17 protein-coding genes are annotated in these 17,091 nt (G+C 60.1%); 13 read left to right on the top strand and 4 right to left on the bottom strand.

Going from position 1 to position 17,091, the window contains the following annotated elements; genetic code table 11:
• Window positions 1–63: 63 nt before the first annotated feature.
• The 11 genes from ACEG18_RS04485 (at window position 64) to ACEG18_RS04435 (ending at window position 11,680) form a co-directional block, all read left to right on the top strand.
• Entirely contained in the window at window positions 64–987 is a 924-nt protein-coding gene (locus ACEG18_RS04485) for a PTS sugar transporter subunit IIAB (RefSeq protein ID WP_117583855.1), read from the top strand.
• 36 nt (window positions 988–1,023) lie between these two features.
• A complete protein-coding gene (locus tag ACEG18_RS04480) occupies window positions 1,024–1,818 on the top strand; it encodes a PTS mannose/fructose/sorbose/N-acetylgalactosamine transporter subunit IIC (protein WP_006235136.1) in 795 nt (264 codons plus the stop codon).
• A 13-nt stretch (window positions 1,819–1,831) separates the two neighbouring features.
• Window positions 1,832–2,665, top strand: a complete 834-nt coding sequence (locus tag ACEG18_RS04475) for a PTS system mannose/fructose/sorbose family transporter subunit IID (protein ID WP_117848824.1) — start codon at window positions 1,832–1,834, stop codon at window positions 2,663–2,665.
• Window positions 2,666–2,865: 200 nt separating this feature from the next.
• Window positions 2,866–3,849 carry an SIS domain-containing protein gene (locus tag ACEG18_RS04470; protein ID WP_372541426.1) on the top strand — a complete coding sequence of 328 codons (984 nt, stop codon included), beginning with the start codon at window positions 2,866–2,868 and terminating at the stop codon, window positions 3,847–3,849.
• Between the two features lie 160 nt (window positions 3,850–4,009).
• The gene (locus tag ACEG18_RS04465) at window positions 4,010–4,639 is read left to right on the top strand and encodes an HAD family hydrolase (RefSeq protein ID WP_372541424.1); all 630 of its coding nucleotides are present in this window, start codon (window positions 4,010–4,012) and stop codon (window positions 4,637–4,639) included.
• A gap of 206 nt (window positions 4,640–4,845) precedes the next feature.
• Complete coding sequence (locus tag ACEG18_RS04460; protein ID WP_117821107.1) at window positions 4,846–5,853, top strand: YitT family protein; 1,008 nt, start codon at window positions 4,846–4,848, stop codon at window positions 5,851–5,853.
• 104 nt (window positions 5,854–5,957) lie between these two features.
• Complete coding sequence (locus ACEG18_RS04455; RefSeq protein WP_117821108.1) at window positions 5,958–6,677, top strand: GntR family transcriptional regulator; 720 nt, start codon at window positions 5,958–5,960, stop codon at window positions 6,675–6,677.
• A 416-nt stretch (window positions 6,678–7,093) separates the two neighbouring features.
• On the top strand, window positions 7,094–9,076 hold the full coding sequence (locus ACEG18_RS04450; RefSeq protein WP_372541422.1) for a RecQ family ATP-dependent DNA helicase: 1,983 nt from the start codon (window positions 7,094–7,096) through the stop codon (window positions 9,074–9,076).
• Window positions 9,077–9,078: 2 nt separating this feature from the next.
• A complete protein-coding gene (locus ACEG18_RS04445) occupies window positions 9,079–9,834 on the top strand; it encodes a GntR family transcriptional regulator (protein ID WP_372541420.1) in 756 nt (251 codons plus the stop codon).
• A gap of 144 nt (window positions 9,835–9,978) precedes the next feature.
• Complete coding sequence (locus ACEG18_RS04440) at window positions 9,979–10,947, top strand: SIS domain-containing protein (protein ID WP_372541419.1); 969 nt, start codon at window positions 9,979–9,981, stop codon at window positions 10,945–10,947.
• Between the two features lie 85 nt (window positions 10,948–11,032).
• The gene (locus ACEG18_RS04435; RefSeq protein ID WP_372541417.1) at window positions 11,033–11,680 is read left to right on the top strand and encodes a cyclase family protein; all 648 of its coding nucleotides are present in this window, start codon (window positions 11,033–11,035) and stop codon (window positions 11,678–11,680) included.
• A 314-nt stretch (window positions 11,681–11,994) separates the two neighbouring features.
• On the opposite strand, the gene ACEG18_RS04430 is transcribed toward ACEG18_RS04435, so the two are convergent.
• Window positions 11,995–12,972, bottom strand: a complete 978-nt coding sequence (locus tag ACEG18_RS04430; RefSeq protein ID WP_372541415.1) for an L-lactate dehydrogenase — start codon at window positions 12,970–12,972, stop codon at window positions 11,995–11,997.
• A 210-nt stretch (window positions 12,973–13,182) separates the two neighbouring features.
• Here ACEG18_RS04430 and metA point away from each other — a divergent pair, with 210 nt between their 5' ends.
• Window positions 13,183–14,109 carry a homoserine O-acetyltransferase MetA gene (metA, locus tag ACEG18_RS04425; RefSeq protein WP_006235124.1) on the top strand — a complete coding sequence of 309 codons (927 nt, stop codon included), beginning with the start codon at window positions 13,183–13,185 and terminating at the stop codon, window positions 14,107–14,109.
• 467 nt (window positions 14,110–14,576) lie between these two features.
• Window positions 14,577–15,539 carry a hypothetical protein gene (locus tag ACEG18_RS04420; RefSeq protein WP_372541413.1) on the top strand — a complete coding sequence of 321 codons (963 nt, stop codon included), beginning with the start codon at window positions 14,577–14,579 and terminating at the stop codon, window positions 15,537–15,539.
• Between the two features lie 220 nt (window positions 15,540–15,759).
• Here the strand turns inward: ACEG18_RS04420 and ACEG18_RS04415 are convergent, their stop codons facing one another.
• The 3 genes from ACEG18_RS04415 to ACEG18_RS04405 all read right to left on the bottom strand — a co-directional run bounded on the left by ACEG18_RS04415 (window position 15,760) and on the right by ACEG18_RS04405 (window position 17,070).
• Window positions 15,760–16,356 (bottom strand): 5-formyltetrahydrofolate cyclo-ligase, encoded by a 597-nt coding sequence (locus ACEG18_RS04415; RefSeq protein ID WP_372541412.1) that lies wholly within the window; start codon window positions 16,354–16,356, stop codon window positions 15,760–15,762.
• Window positions 16,357–16,484: 128 nt separating this feature from the next.
• On the bottom strand, window positions 16,485–16,814 hold the full coding sequence (locus tag ACEG18_RS04410; RefSeq protein WP_022094981.1) for a type II toxin-antitoxin system HicB family antitoxin: 330 nt from the start codon (window positions 16,812–16,814) through the stop codon (window positions 16,485–16,487).
• Window positions 16,807–17,070, bottom strand: coding sequence for a type II toxin-antitoxin system HicA family toxin (locus ACEG18_RS04405; RefSeq protein WP_372541411.1), 264 nt, complete (start codon window positions 17,068–17,070; stop codon window positions 16,807–16,809). The genes ACEG18_RS04410 and ACEG18_RS04405 overlap by 8 nt, the downstream gene beginning before the upstream one ends.
• Between the last annotated feature and the right edge of the window lie 21 nt (window positions 17,071–17,091).

The raw sequence follows: 17,091 nt of genomic DNA, 5'->3' as shown, positions 1-17,091 counted from the left end.
TAATTAGCGATATAAGCAACGTATAAGACGTTATAATGACCATAACGAAAAGGAGGAGGCAAGATGAATCAGATCATTCTCGCATCTCATGGCGGCCTGGCCGCAGGCGCCAAAGACACGCTCGAGATGGTTCTCGGCGACGTGTCGAACGTCCACGTCGTGTCGCTTGCTCGTGACGACAAGGAGCCCATCACCAATAAGGTGGACGCCATGATCGCCACGTTCAACGCGGACGACACCGTCTATGTGCTGACCGATATGCTCGGCAGCTCGGTCAACAACAGCATGGTCGAGCTTTCCAAGAACGGCACGAAGTTCACGGTTGTCAGCGGTTTCAACATTCCGCTGGCACTGACGCTTGCTATGAGCCCCGTCCCCGTTAAGGGCGCCGAGCTCGCGGCCCTCATCAACGAGGCCCGCACCGGTCTGACCAACCCCAACGCACCGGTCGAGGTCGCCGCGGCCCCCGCCAAGAAGGCCAAGGCGTCCCGTCACAGCTCCGGCCCCGCCAAGATCGTCCTCGCACGTCTTGACTACCGTCTGCTGCACGGCCAGGTCGTCTTTACCTGGACCACCAAGGTTCAGGCCGAGCGCATCATTGTCGTCGACAACGCTGCCGCCAACGATGACATCAAGAAGGGCGCTCTTAAGCTGGCCAAGCCCCAGGGCGTGCGCTTGAACGTCTTCACCGTCGAGCGTGCCCTCGCCAAGATGGACAAGCTCAACACCCTCGGCGAGCGCGTCATGTTCGTCTTTGGCAACACTGCCGAGATGCTGCAGTTCTGCCAGGGCTACAAGCTCGACGCCATCAACCTGGGTGCCACCGCCAACCACGACGGTGCCGATCAGGTCGGCGGCAAGGACAGCTCCGTCTTCCTCGACGCCACCCAGAAGGCCGACGTCAACCAGCTGCTCGACATGGGCATCAAGCTCTACGTCCAGCAGACCCCTACGTATCAGAGCGTCGACATCGACGCCAAGCTGTAATCAACCAGGCTTTTGCCTGACTGAAAGGAGAAGGGTATGAATACGTTCATCAGTGCGGTGCTCGTCGGCCTCGTCGGCGTGTTCTGCATGTGGGACTCCCGCCTGCTCGGTCGTCTTAACTTCGAGCAGCCCCTCGTTGGCGCTACGCTCGTCGGTCTGCTGCTGGGCGATGTGCCCACCGGCCTTGCCGTCGGTGCCGCCGTCGAGCTCGTGTCCATGGGCCTGGTGCAGGTCGGCGCCGCCGTTCCGCCCGATATGGTCCTGGGCGGCATCGTGGCCGCTGCCTTTGCGTGCCTGACCGATGCTTCTGCCGAGACCGCCATGACGATCGCCATCCCGGTCGCCGTCCTGGGTCAGCTCCTCGGCATCGTGTTCCGTTCCATCATCGCCGCCCTCACCCATGTGGCAGATAGCGCGATCGATAACGGAAAGTTCAAGACCGCCTACCGTATGCACATCTGCGCCGGCTCCGGTCTGTACGCCGTCATGTACTTCCTGCCGATCTTCCTCGCCGTCTTTGTCGGCACCGACCTGGTTCAGGCCATCGTCAACATGGTTCCCGAGTGGCTGTCCACTGGTCTTAACGTTTCGACCAAGATCATGACCGCCTACGGCTTGGCCCTGCTGCTCACCATGATGATCAAGAAGGGTATGACTCCGTTCCTGTTCATCGGTTTCCTGCTCGCCGCTTACCTCAACCTGTCCGTCATCGCGGTCGCTCTGATCGGTGTGTGCCTGGCTGTCGTCTTCATGGGCTTCAAGTTCAACGGTTCCCATGCAGCCGCCGGTGTCGATTCCGACTACGATCCGCTCGAAGACGACGAAGACTAAGGAGGAACACACTATGGCAACCGCAACCAAGGACGTGTCCCTGAACAAGAAGGTCAGCCAGTTCTTCTGGCGCTCCTGGGCCATCCAGGCCTCTTGGAACTACGAGCGTCAGATGAACATGGGCTTCCTCTACGGCATGGTTCCCACGCTCGATCGCCTCTATCCGGACGAGTCCGACCCCAAGCAGCTCGCTGCTAAGAAAGAGGCTTACCACCGTCACATGGCGTTCTACAACTGCACCCCGCAGACGAGCGCTTTCATCCTGGGTCTCGCCGCCTCCATGGAGGAGGAGTACGCCAAGGATCCCGAGAACTTCGATCCCGATTCAATCAACGCGGTCAAGACCTCCCTCATGGGTCCGCTTTCCGGCATCGGTGACTCCTTCTTCCAGGGCACCATCCGCGTTATCGCCTTTGGTCTGGGCGTTCAGCTGGCTCAGCAGGGCTCCATCATGGGCCCGATCCTGGCCATGCTCATCTCCATCGTCCCCTCTGTGCTGATCACTTGGTTCGCAGCCAAGATGGGCTATCAGGGCGGTCACGAGTACCTGAGCAAGCTTCAGGGCGGCGACCTTATGGAGAAGCTCATGTATGTCTGCGGCATCGTGGGTCTTATGTCCGTGGGCGGCATGATCGCTACGCTGATCGGTGCAACTACCCCGTTGCAGTTCGCTGAGGGCACCGTCGTTATCCAGGACATCCTGGACGGTATGATGCCCCAGATGATCTCCCTTGGCCTCACCGGCCTTATGTACTGGCTCATCAAGAAGAACGTCAACACCGGTTGGCTTCTCGTGATCGCCATCGTGGGCGGCATTGCCCTCTCCGCGGCCGGCATCCTGGCCTAGTCGCGACCAAGCGTCTAACCGCTTTCCCCGGGGGGCCTGCCTGGCATCCCATACCCCAGGCAGGCTTCCATCCCCAAAATGTGACAATGGGGCAGTCCCTTTGTCACATCCTCAACGGGCCGGCGATTCGGTCCAAACCACGGTAACCCTGCGTGCGTCCGGCAAAGTGGCGCCGCAAAAAATCGAAAGGAATGTGTCAGATGTACGAGATCGACCTTAACCTCCCTAAGCAGATCGTCGCTGACGTCCTGTCCAACCACGAGATTCACAGCGTCGCCTTCGTCGGCTGCGGCGCTTCCATGTCCGACCTTTACCCCGCCAAGTACTTCCTGGCCAACAACACGGACAAGCTGAACGTTCAGATCTTCACTGCTAACGAGTTCAACTACGACACGCCTTCCTGGGTCAACGAGCACACCTTCGTGATCACCTGCTCCCTCGGTGGCTCCACGCCCGAGACCGTCGAGGCCAACAAGACCGCCAAGCAGCACAACTGCCCGGTCGTCTCCCTCACCAACAAGGCTGGCTCCGCTCTGACCGTCGACGCCGACCACGTCATCGTTCACGGCTTCCACGCCAACTACGCTGCCAAGTGCGAGAAGCCCGGCTATGCCATCGCTCTTGCTGTCGAGATCCTTCAGCAGACCGAGGGTTATGACCACTACGAGGACATGATCACCGGCCTCACCAACGTCTTCGATCTCTGCGAGAACGCCGCTCAGCACTGCAAGAAGCTCGCCAAGAAGTTCGCCGAGGACTTCAAGGACGACAAGATGATCTACTTCATGGCCTCCGGTGCCTCCGAGAAGATGGCTTATTCTCACGCCGCCTTCCTGTTCACCGAGATGCAGTGGATCGACGCCGCCGCCTACAACACCGGCGAGTACTTCCACGGCCCGTTCGAGGTTTCCACCGAGGGTAAGCCCTACGTCTTCTTCATGTCCGATGGCGCAACCCGTCCGATGGACGCCCGCGCCCTCACCTTCCTTGAGCGCATGGGCGCCAAGGTCGCTCTGATCGACTCCAAGGACTACGGCCTGGCTGACGCCGTGCCCGCGAGCGTCGTCACCTACTTCAACCCGCTGCTGCACCTCGCCGTTATGCGCGAGTACGGCAACCAGATCGCCGAGGCCCGTCAGCACCCGCTGACCATGCGTCGCTACATGTGGAAGCTTTCCTACTAATCACAAGTAAGTAGACCTTACGGGTTGATTGAGAGGGGATGGGGTTTGCGCCCCATCCCCTTTTTTGCTCTGGGGAGGGCGTGTCTGTCGCGCCGCACAACCCAAGATAAAACCTACCAAAATAAACCTGTCCCTTTTTGGCAGGTGGGAGGAGATGCGTATGATCAAGGCAGTGCTGTTTGATATGGATGGCGTGCTGGTCGATACCGAGTGGTTCTACAACCGTCGTCGCGTGGCGTTTATGGAGGAGAAGGGCTTTCACTTTGACGAGATTCCCGATCTTTCGGGGTCTAACGAGCCCGCCATTTGGGAGGCGCTGGTGCCCGACGATGTTGAGCTGCGCGAGCGCTTGCGCGTGGAGTACAAGCAGGTCTACAGCCCGGACCACCCTGTTCCGTATGCCGAGCTGCTCAACGAGCAGACGGAGCCGGTGATGCGTGAGCTGCACGAGCGCGGCGTGAAGTGCGCCATCGCGAGCTCGTCCTATCGCGAGCTCATTGACGAGCTGGTGGAGATCGCCGGTATCGCCGACGTGCTGGACTACACCATCAGCGGTCACGAGTGCAGTGCGTTTAAGCCCGACCCCGAGATCTACCTGCGTGCCATGGAGGCGCTGGGGGTGGAGCCTGCCGAGTGCCTGGTTATCGAGGACTCGCCTTTGGGCATCGAAGCTGGCAAGCGTTCCGGTGCCCGAGTCCTGGCGCTGCGTCCGCACGAGGGCGTCAACCTGGATCAGTCCGCCGCCGACGTCGTCATCGACAACCTGTCCGACATCCTACCTGCCATTTAGGGACAGGTTTATTTTGGCAGGTTTTATCTGGGCAAATGCCGAATTCGCCGTGAAGGGATCGCTCTCTTCACGGCGTTTTTCTTTTGAGCGGCCTCACGGTCCTTCTGATGGTTGTCGAGAGAGGGTGAATTGAAGCGCCTCCGCACGCTCCATGCTACAATCGCGGGCATGCCCTACAACTACATCTGCCTTCGAAGGGAGCCTACGTGGCGAACGCCATCGACCAGCTCACGGACCGCGTGCTCGTGCTCGGCCGCCTCACCATCGTCCGCCGCGCCATCACCGCCGTGGCGGTCACAATTTCCGCCGTTCTCCAGACATTCCTGATCCAGGCGTTCATTCAGCCCGCCGACCTGCTTCCGAGTGGACTCACCGGCGTCGCGGTCCTGCTCGATCGCGTTACCTCGCTGGGCGGCGTTCACATCGACATCTCGCTCGGCATGCTCGCGCTCAACATCCCCGTGGCGCTCCTATGCTGGAGCGGCATTAGCAAGCGCTTCGTCATCTTCTCGATGATGCAGGTCGTGCTCTCGTCGCTGTTCCTCAACGTCTTTCACTTCGCGCCGTTTTTGGGCGACAAGATCATGCTCATTATTTTTGGCGGTGTGGTCTCGGGTCTGGGCGCTGCCATCGCGCTTAAGTCCGGCGCATCCACCGGCGGCACCGACTTTATCGCGTTATGGGTCTCCAACCACACGGGCAAGACCATCTGGGGCGTCATCTTTGGTTTCAACTGCTTTATCCTGGCGATCTTTGGTTTTATGTTTGGCTGGGACAAGGCGGCGTACTCCATCGTGTTCCAGTTTATTTCGACCAAGACCATCGACAGTTTCTATCGTCGCTACGACCGCGTGACGCTCCAGATCACGACGCGCAAGGCAGACGAGGTCATGACTGCCTATGTTGACCATTTTCAGCACGGCATTAGCTGTGCCGAGGTCATCGGCGGATACAGCCGCGAAAAGATGTACCTGCTGCATGCCGTTGTCTCGACCTACGAGAGCCAGGACATTATCAAACTGGTGTGCGACATTGATCCCGGCGCCGTGATCAACGTGTTCCACACGCTCAACTTTGTGGGCGGCTGGTGGGGCGGCCATGTCGACGAGCCCATGCCCACGGCCGTACCCGATCCCGATAAGCCCGCGCGCATGGCCAGCAGGCAGGCGCGCCTCATCGAGCAGGACAGCCTGCAGCAGGACGACGGCAAGTAAGGATTTGCTGTATGTGGTGTATCGTTTTATCAAACTGAGGTAACATATAAAAAGACGTTATATACGTATTAGTTATTTCGATATTTTGATAAGAGTGATCAGACATGCCTGCGCCCAAAAATGCACCGCTTTACCAGCAGATTTACGACGAAATTAAGGATGCGATCGAGAAAGGTGTTTATGCACCCAAGGAGCGTATTCCGTCCGAGCTTGAGCTAGCCGAGCAGTACGAGGTGAGCCGAATTACGGTGCGCCGCGCCGTCGAAGAGCTCTGCTCCGATGGCTACCTGGTTAAGCAACAGGGCCGCGGCACCTTTGTCTCCACGCCGCACATCAATCGCCAGTTCCATGCTTCGACGCTGCAGACGTTTACTGCGTTGTGTGCCGACAATGGCATGAAGGCGGGCGCACATGTGGTCGATCGCCAGATTGTGCCGGCACGTCAAAACGAGATGGAGTTCTTTGGCCTGCAGAAGGACGCGCTGCTGCTGCACATCAAGCGCGTACGTACAGCCGACGGCGAGCCCATCTTTGAGGAGAACATCTTTGTGCCGTTTGATGCCTACCGTGAGCTATTGACGGCCGATCTTGAGGACAAGTCGATTTTTGCCGAGGTCGAGCGTGTTGGCGGAACGCCGATCGTCTCGGTTGGCTACCGCACGGTCGAGGCCGTTCGAGCCAATGCCGAGCAGGCGGCCGAGCTGGGCATTGCTCCGCACGACCCGCTGCTCAACCTGCGTGCCGGCTTTATCGGCCCCAATGGCGAGCCGGTCCTGATGGGTAAGCAGTACTACGTGGGATCGCGCTACGTCATGGTGATGTAAGTTACGCGGTTTTACCAAACCGCGTAACGGCTCGACGCTGCGCCTTTGGTTCCGCCGTTCTGACGAACGGCGGACCGGTCGACGCTGCAAGCCCGCCAGAGCGGCAATCTACCTTTCAACTTCGGCGGCATGACCAGAAGGTCAATGCCGCCTCGTTTCAAGGCACCTTGCTCGCTCTGGCGGGCTTTCGCTGACTTTGCCAAAACATCGACTACCCATAGAATGAGCGTGGATAATCTCCCGTTTTTGGCTTGGTGACGGGCCCAAAGTGGGAGATTATCCACGCTCATCCGGAAAGTGTCCAAAAATCCACGCTCGTTCCTTTCGGATTGCGCCGCCCGTGGCCGGTAGCCGGGCGACGCCGGTCCGCGTGGCGGCGTATAATCGGCGGCAGATGACTTGGACGTTAGGAAACCATGACCGATAGCATGCAGCAGATGGCGCTCGACACGCTCGGCGCCTATTTTGGCTACACCTCGTTTCGCCCGGGGCAGGACCGCATGGTCGATGCGATCCTTGCCGGTCGCGATGCGCTGGGTGTTATGCCCACGGGCGCCGGCAAGTCCATTTGCTACCAGGTGCCCGCGCTCATGATGCCCGGCATCACCTTTGTGGTGAGCCCGCTGCTGTCGCTAATGGAGGACCAGACCCGTGCGCTGCTCGCGGCGGGTGCGCGCCCCAGCTATCTCAACTCCAGCCTTACTCCTGCCCAACAAAACACCGTGCTCAAGCGGGCACGCGAGGGCCGCTACCAGCTTATGTACGTGGCGCCCGAGCGCCTGCTCGAGCCGCGCTTTTTAGCCTTTGCGCAGGAAGCTGCGGCCGAAGGCGGCATCGGCGTGCCGCTCGTGGCCATTGACGAGGCCCACTGCGTGAGCCAGTGGGGCCAGGATTTCCGCCCCGCCTATCTGCAGATTCGCGAGTTCATCGATTCCCTGCCGCAGCGACCCATCGTGGCGGCCTTTACCGCTACGGCGACTGAGCGCGTGCGTGCGGACATTCAGCAGATGCTCGGCCTGCAAAACCCCGCGACGGTGGTGACGGGCTTCGATCGCAAGAACCTCTACTTTGGTTGCGAGGAGATGGGCGACAAGGCCAAGGCCGCGTGGGTGCGCGACTATGTGATCGCGCATTCGGGCGAGAGCGGCATCGTGTATTGCTCGACCCGCAAGACGGTCGATGCGCTGGCAGGTGAGCTTGCCGAGGCGCTGGGTCCCAGCGGCATTCGCGTTGGCCGCTACCATGCCGGTATGGGCAACGACGCCCGTCGCCAAAGCCAGCGCGCCTTTATCGACGACGATATTCAGGTGATGGTTGCCACCAATGCCTTTGGCATGGGTATCGACAAGCCCAACGTGCGCTACGTGATCCACAACAACGTGCCCGAGAGCATCGAGGCCTACTACCAGGAGGCGGGCCGCGCCGGCCGCGATGGCGACCCGGCCAGCTGCCACCTGCTGTGGAACGGCAACGATTTTCGCATGCGTCGCTTTTTGATCGACCGCGGCGATGCTGCCGACGAGGCGCTCGACGACGAGCAGCGTGCGTGGGCGCTTCAGAATCGATATCGTCTGCTCAGCCAGATGGAGGGCTACTGCAATACCACCGGCTGTCTGCGCGAATACATGCTGCGCTACTTTGGCGACGAGGCCGCAGCCGAGCATGCGACCGCAGCTGGTGCGGGTGGCGCCGCCACGGACGAGGCCGAGGGCTGCGGCAACTGCAGCAACTGCCTCACGCAGTTCGAGGTCGAGGACGTCACCGATATGGCCCGCGCCGCCGTGCGCTACGTCGCCACGCGCCCCATGCGCTTTGGCAAGTCGCTCATCGCCGACGTGCTCCACGGCGGCAACACCGAGCGCATTCGCCAGATGCATCTGGACGAGGACCGCGGTTACGGTGAGCTGTCGAGCGAATCGGTCGGGCGCATCAAGGACATCATCGGGCAGCTGTGCGGCCGCGGTTATTTGGCCACCTCGCAGGGGCAGTACCCGGTCGTGGGGCTGGGCCCGCGTGCTGGCGAGGTCGAGGACGAGGCGTTCGCCTTTACCGTTAAGCGTCGCGCGTCCAAGCGCAAAGCCTCGGCCCGCGCCCGCCGTGCGGTGGATCTGCTGCGCGAGGAGGCCGAGATGGATCAGCGCCCTCGCGTGGGCGACGATGCCGAGCTGTTCGAGCGCCTGCGCGCCCTGCGCAAGGAGATTTCGACCGAGCTGGAGATGGCGCCGTACATGGTCTTCTCCGACAGGGCCCTGCGCGGCCTGTGCCGCCTGCGCCCGCAGACGCGCGACGAGCTTATCCAGGTCAACGGCATTGGCGAGAAAAAGGCCGACGCCTTTGGCGAGCAGTTTATGGCGGCGATTGAAGAGTTTGAGTCCGAGCATGCGCGGGATGGAGCGTAACGATGGCATTCGACGATAAAACCGGCAGCTCAGATGTGTCCGCCGTGCCGCTGTACCAGCAGGTTATGGACGACCTGAAGGGTGAAATCGCCCGCGGCGTGTACCCTGCCGGCTCGCGCATCCCTGCCGAGATGGAGCTCGCGAAGTCCTACGGCGTGGGGCGCGTCACCGTGCGCCGTGCCATCGAGGAACTATCGCGCGCGGGGTATCTCAACCGTCAGCAGGGGAGGGGCACCTTTGTGTGTGCGCCCAAGCTCAAGCGCAAGATTCGCCAGAAGGGCGACGTCCAGAGCTTTACTGAGGGTTGCGCTGCCAACGACATGGTGCCGGGTGCGCGTCTGGTGTCGCGCACGGTGGTCGCGGCGACGCACGAGGATGCGGCGTTTTTTGACGTGGAGCCCGGCTGCGAGCTTATCGTGGTCGAGCGCGTACGCACGGCAGATGGCATCCCCGTCATGCTCGAGAACAACGCCTTTGTGCTCGCCGACCATCCCTACCTGCAGACGCTGGCCGCCGAGGACCTCACTGATAACTCAATCTTTGCGCTCGTTGCCGAGTATTCGGGCCGCGCGCCGCACAAGTCCGACCCCTGCACCGTGGAGATTGCGCTTGCCGATGCTCAGGCGGCCCCGCTGCTGGAGGTGCCGGTCGGCGAGCCGCTCTTTTATATGGAGGCGTACTTTACCGATGCGGACGAGCGGCCCTTGCTGCTCGGGCGCCAAAAGATCGTGGGCTCGCGCTACGTCTTCGACATCTAACGTCCATAGATAGAACAACATAGAACAAATTTGCCGTGATGACTTCACCGGTGACTGCTTGCGTGCTATAAATAGAACAACATAGAACGATAGCAGGTACGAGCTGCCGTCGCTCAAAGCCGCCCCACAAGGAGGAACATCAGGATGAACGCACATGATCTGGTTCAGGAAATCATCGAGCGCAAGGGCAAGATTGAGAACGTCTTTTGGATCGCCTGTGGCGGTTCGATGATCGACCTGATGCCGGCTAACGAGCTGCTCAAGCGCGAGGCCACCACGTTTGCCTCGACGGTCTACACGGCACGCGAGTTCTGCCTGATGACACCCAAGAGCCTGGGGCCGAAGTCGCTCGTCGTCGCCTGCAGCCACAGCGGCAATACGCAGGAGGTCGTCGACGGCTGCGAGATGGCGCTGGCCGCCGGCGCCGAGGTCGTCGCCCTCACCGACTGCGAGGGCTCCAAGATCGACAATGGCAAGTGGACCACCTGGGTCTATCCGTGGGGCGAGGGCGTGTCACAGGCCGAGGTGCCGCAGGGCATCGGCGCTCTGATGGCTGCCGAGCTGCTCGACCAGCAGGAGGGTTACGAGGCACTCGCCGACATGTATGAGGGCCTCAAGCAGATGGATGCGCTGCTGCCCGCCGCCCGCGAGAAGGTCAACGCCGAGCTGGGCGCCCGCTTTGCCGAGCTCTGCCAGCAGCACAAGTTCTTCTATATCCTGGGGTCCGGCCCCAACTTTAGCCAGACCTACGCCATGGCCATCTGCTCGCTCATGGAGATGCAGTGGCAGCACTGCTGCTACATCCACTCCGGCGAGTACTTCCACGGTCCCTTCGAGGCCACCGAGCCCGGCGTGTTCTACTTTGTGCAGCTTGGCGCGGGCGAGTGCCGCCCCATGGAGGAGCGCGCGCTTGCGTTCCTCAACACGCACACCGATACGATTATGGTGCTCGACGCGCTTGAGTACGGCGTGGGCGAAGTGCCTGCCAGCGTGCGCTCGTTCCTGGAGCCGATCTTCTTCTACGCGATGAGCTGCGAGCTGCGCGCCGCCCGCGGCAAGGTCTTCGACCACAGCCCCGAGGTTCGTCGCTACATGGGCATCGAGCAGTACTAATATACCGGGAATAACCTCTCACGACGGGGCTTCCGCCAAGTGCGGGCCCCGTTTTGCTTTGCCAAGAAAGAAATGGGGACTGAACATGCGCGTGCTTGATTTGACTCACACGATTAGGGAAGACATGCCGGTATTTCCCGGAGCCGATACACCCAAGCTGCTGCCAGCGAGTACCTACGAGCACGACGGATTTAAAGAGACGCTCATGCAGATGTACACCCATACGGGGACGCATATGGATCCACCGGCGCATCTGTTTGCCGACCGCACGACGCTCGATGCGTTTCCAGCAAGCCAGTTTATAGGCAGGGCATTGGTTGTCGATTGCCGCATGCTCGCCGAGGGTGAGGCCATTACTGTGGAGCAACTCCGTCCCTATGGCGATAAGGTGACCCAGGCCGAGTTTTTGCTGTTCAACTTGGGTTGGGATAAGCGCTGGGGAACCGAGGCGTACTTTGGCGACTATCCTTGCTTGGACGACGAAGTGTTGGACCTGATCATCGACGGCGGCTACAAGGGCATCGGCTTTGATGTAATTGGACTCGACCCCATCGCGGACGAAAACCTGACGCGCCACAAGAAGTTGTTCCGCGCATGCGATATCGTCAACATCGAGAATCTAAAGGACTTGGACTGTTGCGGCGACGATCTGTTCTGGTTTAGCTGCGCACCGCTCAAAATCGAGGATTGCGACGGCTCGCCCATTCGCGCAATCGCGTGGTTTGAGGATTAAAGCGCCCTGTTCCATCTGTCGAAAAACGAAGGTGAATACTTTTCCGCGAAGTGAACGACCTATTTTGGACCCCGAAGCATCCACACTTTTTGATGCCAAAACTGCAGGAAAAACTCGGCGAAACCGCAGGAAACGGCGCCTGAAAAGCGTGGATGCTTCGGGGGTTCATTTTTGCTCGTTCACTTCGCGGAAAAGTATTCACCTTCGATTCGCAAGGGCGCTGCGTGAGTCAAAAAAGCGGGCCGCGCCGGGGATTTCCGGCGCGGCCCGCTTAGTATCGCGCTTAGATTCGCAAGGTTGCGGCAGCCAGCGGCCTACTTTGCGTCGTAGGCCTCGGTGTCCCACCAGTCGAGCTGGGCGATGTTGTCGCGGATGTGCTGGCAGCTCTTGTGGAAGCCCTCGAGCTCGTACTCGGACAGGTCCAGCGTGTAGACCTCCTCGACGCCCTCGGCACCGATCACGCACGGCAGGGAGGTAAAGATGCCCTCCTCGCCATACTGGCCGGTCATAAGCGTAGAGGCCGAAAGCACGGCGTGCTCGTTGTGCAGAACGGCGGCGCAGACGCGCGCGGCGGAGTTGGCGACGGCGTACTCGGTGCACTGCTTGCCCTGGTAGGTCACATAGCCGCCCTTGCGCGCGAGCTCCTCGACCTCCATGTGGTCGAAGGCGTACTTGCCGGGGTTCTCGGCCTGAAGCTCGTTGAGGCTCTTGCCGGCGATGGTTGCGGCCTTAAAGGCGGCCAGCTGGCTAAAGCCGTGCTCGCCGATCATGTAGGCGTCGATAGACTTGGGGCTCACACCGACCTTCTTGGAGATCTCGGTGCGCAGGCGAGCGGAGTCCAGGCCGCAGCCCGAGCCGATGATCTTCTTGGGATCGTAGCCGGTCAGGTGCCACAGCTCGGTGCATACGACGTCGCAGGGGTTGGAGATGCTCACGAAGATGCCGTCAAAGCCGGCGTCGACGATGCGCTTGGCAAAGGTGCGGGCGGCGTCGGTGGTAAAGAACAGCTCGCCGTCGCGGTTGCCGGCGGCCAGCGCGACCTTGCCGGCGGCGTTGACGATGACGTCACAGCAGGCAAGCTCCTCGTAGTGGTCGTAGCAGTTGACGATTTTGGTGTTGTACGGGACAAACGAAAGGGAATCGCGCAGGTCCTGGACCTCGGACGTCACCTTGGCCTCGTTGATATCGCACAGGTACAGCTCATCGGCAATGCCCTGCATAAGCAGGCTGTTGGCGACATGTGCTCCTACGTGGCCCTGGCCGACCACACCGATCTTACGCGTCTGGTACATATATGTATCCTTTCGGCCGAGTTTTTCGCGTCGAACCATTGTAGCGTTCTGCTGCTACTTTGCCAGGCTAAAGTGCCGTAGATTTTGGGACATGCCTTAATCTCTACTTTTGGAGTGATTTGGGCCGCTGACGGTGTCTCGGGGCGATGTGCTCGCGCGGATGGGGCCGGTCGTTGTACCATAGCTGCAACTGACTCGTAAGGAGCATCCATGCCCATTCGCATCCCCGACGCCCTCCCTGCCGCCGCGCAGCTCGAGAGCGAGAACATCTTTGTCATGACCGAGTACCGCGCGCTGCACCAGGACATCCGTCCGCTGCGCGTGCTCATCCTCAACCTCATGCCAACCAAAATCGCCACCGAGACGCAGATCATGCGCAAGCTCTCCAACACGCCGCTGCAGGTGGAGGTGGACCTGCTGCGCACCAAGACGCACGAGGCCACGCACGTGAGCGCCGGTCACCTGGAGACGTTCTACCGCACGTTCGACGACATCCGCGACATCCACTACGACGGCCTGATTATCACGGGCGCGCCCGTGGAGCAGATGCCGTTCGAGGAGGTCGACTACTGGCCCGAGCTCTGCCAGATCATGGATTGGTCCACTACGCACGTGCACTCCACGCTGCACATTTGTTGGGGAGCGCAGGCGGGGCTCTACCATCATTACGGCATTCAGAAGTACGATCTACCGGCCAAGGCAAGTGGCGTGTTCGAGCATTATTTGGTGAAGCCGCAAAGCCCGCTGGTCCGTGGCTTTGACGACCGCTTCTATGCCGTGCATTCGCGCAACACCGACGTGCGCCGCGAGGACGTGGAGGCCGAGCCGCAGCTTGAGGTCGTGGCCGTGTCCGACGAGGTGGGGCTGTACATCGTCAAGTCGACCGACAGCCGCCGTTTCTTTGTCTTTGGCCATCCCGAGTACGATACCGATACGCTGCGTCTGGAGTACGAGCGCGACGTGAAGCGCGGGCTCAACCCTCAGGTGCCGGCGCATTACTTCCCGGGTGACGACCCCACCGCCGAGCCGCGCAACGTCTGGCGCAGTCAGGCTCAGCTGTTCTACACCAACTGGCTCAACTACTACGTCTACCAGACCACGCCCTACGACCTGGCTCGCGCCGGCGAGGAGCACTAGGCTGCGGCTGTGGCCGTGGCTGCTGCTGCGGCGGTTACCGTGGCCGCTACGCGACGAGCGTGGATAATCGGACACACGAGCGTGGATAATCGGACGCATGTTGAATGAGCGTGGATAATCTCCCGTTTTTAGCTCGTAAGGGGGCCCAAAGTGGGAGATTTTCCACGCTCGATTTTTCTGCAGCTGTTGTACCGGCGGCAGCATCATGCGTCGAGTACATACGGGCCGCATCGCAAACTAGGTAGTTTTGATCCACGGCACATTTTCTTTCAATGAAGTCGGTGGCTTTTGAGGCTCAAAATGTGGAGACAGGGACCTCTCGACAACCGTTCTACCTGCAGATATAAGCCATTAACCTAAAGCGTTCAAAACCGTCAAGCATTTGGTCAGCTTTTGGTTGGCATTTGGTCAGACTTCGCATGAAACCGCCTGGTACGTTGGCGCCGTTCCAAGAGTTGGGAGGCGACGTGGCAAACATGACGGCGAATCAAAGACTCACAAGCCACATTAAAGCTTGCGAGCAGCAGATGAGCTGCGTGTACGCGCGCACGACGGCGGAGGCAAAGCAGATTGAGCGGCGGGTGGCGGCGGGAAGTCTCGAAGTGGTCATGCCGGGGTTGTATGCGCGTCCGGAATACTGGTCCGAGCTCAAGTTTCGGCAACGTTATCTGCATCGGGTGCGGGCGCTTGCGCAAAAGCACCCCGACTGGACGTTTTGCTCCTATACGGCGGCTGTTATCTATGGTCTTTCGGTTTCGCATGCCAATTTGACGCACATCCATATCGCCGCGATGCCGGCGCAATCGACGACGCCGGGCTCTCAGGTCATTCGCCATCGTTATGCTTATCGAACGCGGGCCAGTCAAATGGATATTGCCGTGACCGATATCGATCAAACGATTACGGATTGCCTGGTCGACGCGTCGTTTGTCGAGGGGCTGATCATTGCGGACTCGGCGCTCCATGAGCAGCTTTTGTCGAAGGAGCACCTTGTTGAGGCAGTCAACAAGCTTGGTTTGAATCGTCGCGGTGTTGTGACTGCGCGCAGGGTTGCGCGGTGTGCCGACGGCTTGTCGGAAAGCGGCGGCGAGTCCAAGGCGCGTGCGCTGATGATCGAGCGCGGCTGGCAGGTTCCGGAGCTGCAAGTTGAGCTGTTCGACCCGGTTGAGCCGGGAAAGCCGTATCGCGTTGACTATCTGTGGCGCGTGGGTGACCGGTTGATTATTGGGGAGTTCGACGGATTCGTTAAAAGCGAGAAGGCGGCGGAGGAGGGCAAGCTCGCAAAGGCGCAATTTGATGAACGTCAGCGCGAGTCGAGGCTTTCGCTGCTTGATAACTGCAAAATCGTGCGCTTGTGCTGGGATGATTTGAGGGACCCGTCAAAGCTCGATCGCAAACTCAAAGTTGCCGGCGTGCCGCGTGCATGTTGAGGCGGTTGCGGGGCGTTAAGCTGCACGAGCGTGGATAATCGGACACACGAGCGTGGATTTTCGGACGCTTGCCGAATGAGCGCGGAAATCTGGACGGACGAGCGTGGAAAAACGGACGTTTGCAACATGAGCGTGGATAATCTCCCGTTTTTGGCTCGTAAGGGGGCTCAAAGTGGGAGATTTTCCACGCTCATTTTTGTGGGGTGCAGCCCGCCAGCGGTTAGACGCTGATGATGTGGGGTAGCGGCTGGTCGTGGGTATCGGTGGGAACGTGGTCGACACGCTGTTCATCAAAGGCGATGCCGATGATTTGGCATGCGGGTGAGAGCATGGGCAGGTAGCGGTCGTAGCAACCGCCGCCGTAGCCCAGGCGCGCGCCGGTTTGATCGAAGGCCACGAGCGGCACAACAATCATGTCGAGTGCTTCGGCAGGCACGATGGGGAAGCGGTCGCTGTCGATGTCCGTGGCCGCGAAGGCCCGCGCGGGGTGGGCGATAAACGGAGCCGCGGACGCATCGTCGGCGGCAACTGCTCGCATGCACATGCGCTGGCCACAAGCTGCGGCATCAATTGCCGAGAGCATGCACGGATAGGCCACGCGCCAGCCGCGCGCGGCGACCGCAGCGGCAAACGCGGCAGGGTTGACCTCGGAACCCATCGCGGCATAGCTGGCAACGGTGTGCGGCGCCGCGGCATCCGAGCGATCCAACAGCTCAACTAGCCGCGCACAGATATCAGCAGACTTCGCCGCCCGCAAGTCCAAATCAAGAGCATCACGCCGAGCAATCACCGCCCGCCGCAACTCAGCCTTGTCCATCCCGGCTTCCTCTCCCAAACCTACCAAAAAGGGACAGGTTTATTTTGGCAGGTTTTATCTGGGCAAATGTCGAAACCACCACAAAGGTGCCTGTCCCCTTTGTGGTGGTTTTGGCCCATGCGTTAACGCTATAACGCCGCGGCGATTGCTTCGGTCACAAACTTATTGAGTGACTCGCCCTTTTTTGCCGCCGCCAGTGCTGCCTGCTTGTGAAGCTCGGAGCCTGTTCTCACATTGAACGAGCCCTTAAAAGCCCGCTCTGGTTCCTTGCCCTTTTCGGCACAAAACTCAAGGTAATCGTCGACGGCGTCGTGGAAGCATTGCTCCACTTCTTCAGCCGTGGAGCCTTCAAATACGATTGCATCCCTAATGCCGGCGACCATACCTGTTAGTACATGCTGCTCGGCATCGAACTCGACTGGGGCGAAATAGCCCTTGTATGCCAAAACGTTACTCATGACTGCCTCCGACATCCTGCAGAAATCGAACGATGTTTCGAATTGTCTCCGCTGTCAATTCGTCAGATGGATGAGGCACGTGCATCACGAACATCCTGCCATCTGAGGGCCTGTAGAAGCGAACGCGCGATCCGGATGTCTTGCCTTTGCTGTCCATTTCAAAGCCATATGAGGCCATGACTTTTAAAAAATCGGCATACCGATACGTCGAAGGGCAGCTAAACAGTTGGGCGATGAGTTTATCGGCTCGAGTCATCCCGCCTCACATTCTGCAACT

This window comes from Collinsella aerofaciens (assembly GCF_041537385.1).
GTDB lineage: Bacteria > Actinomycetota > Coriobacteriia > Coriobacteriales > Coriobacteriaceae > Collinsella > Collinsella aerofaciens_BV.
This window is presented reverse-complemented; position numbering and strand designations above follow the sequence as displayed.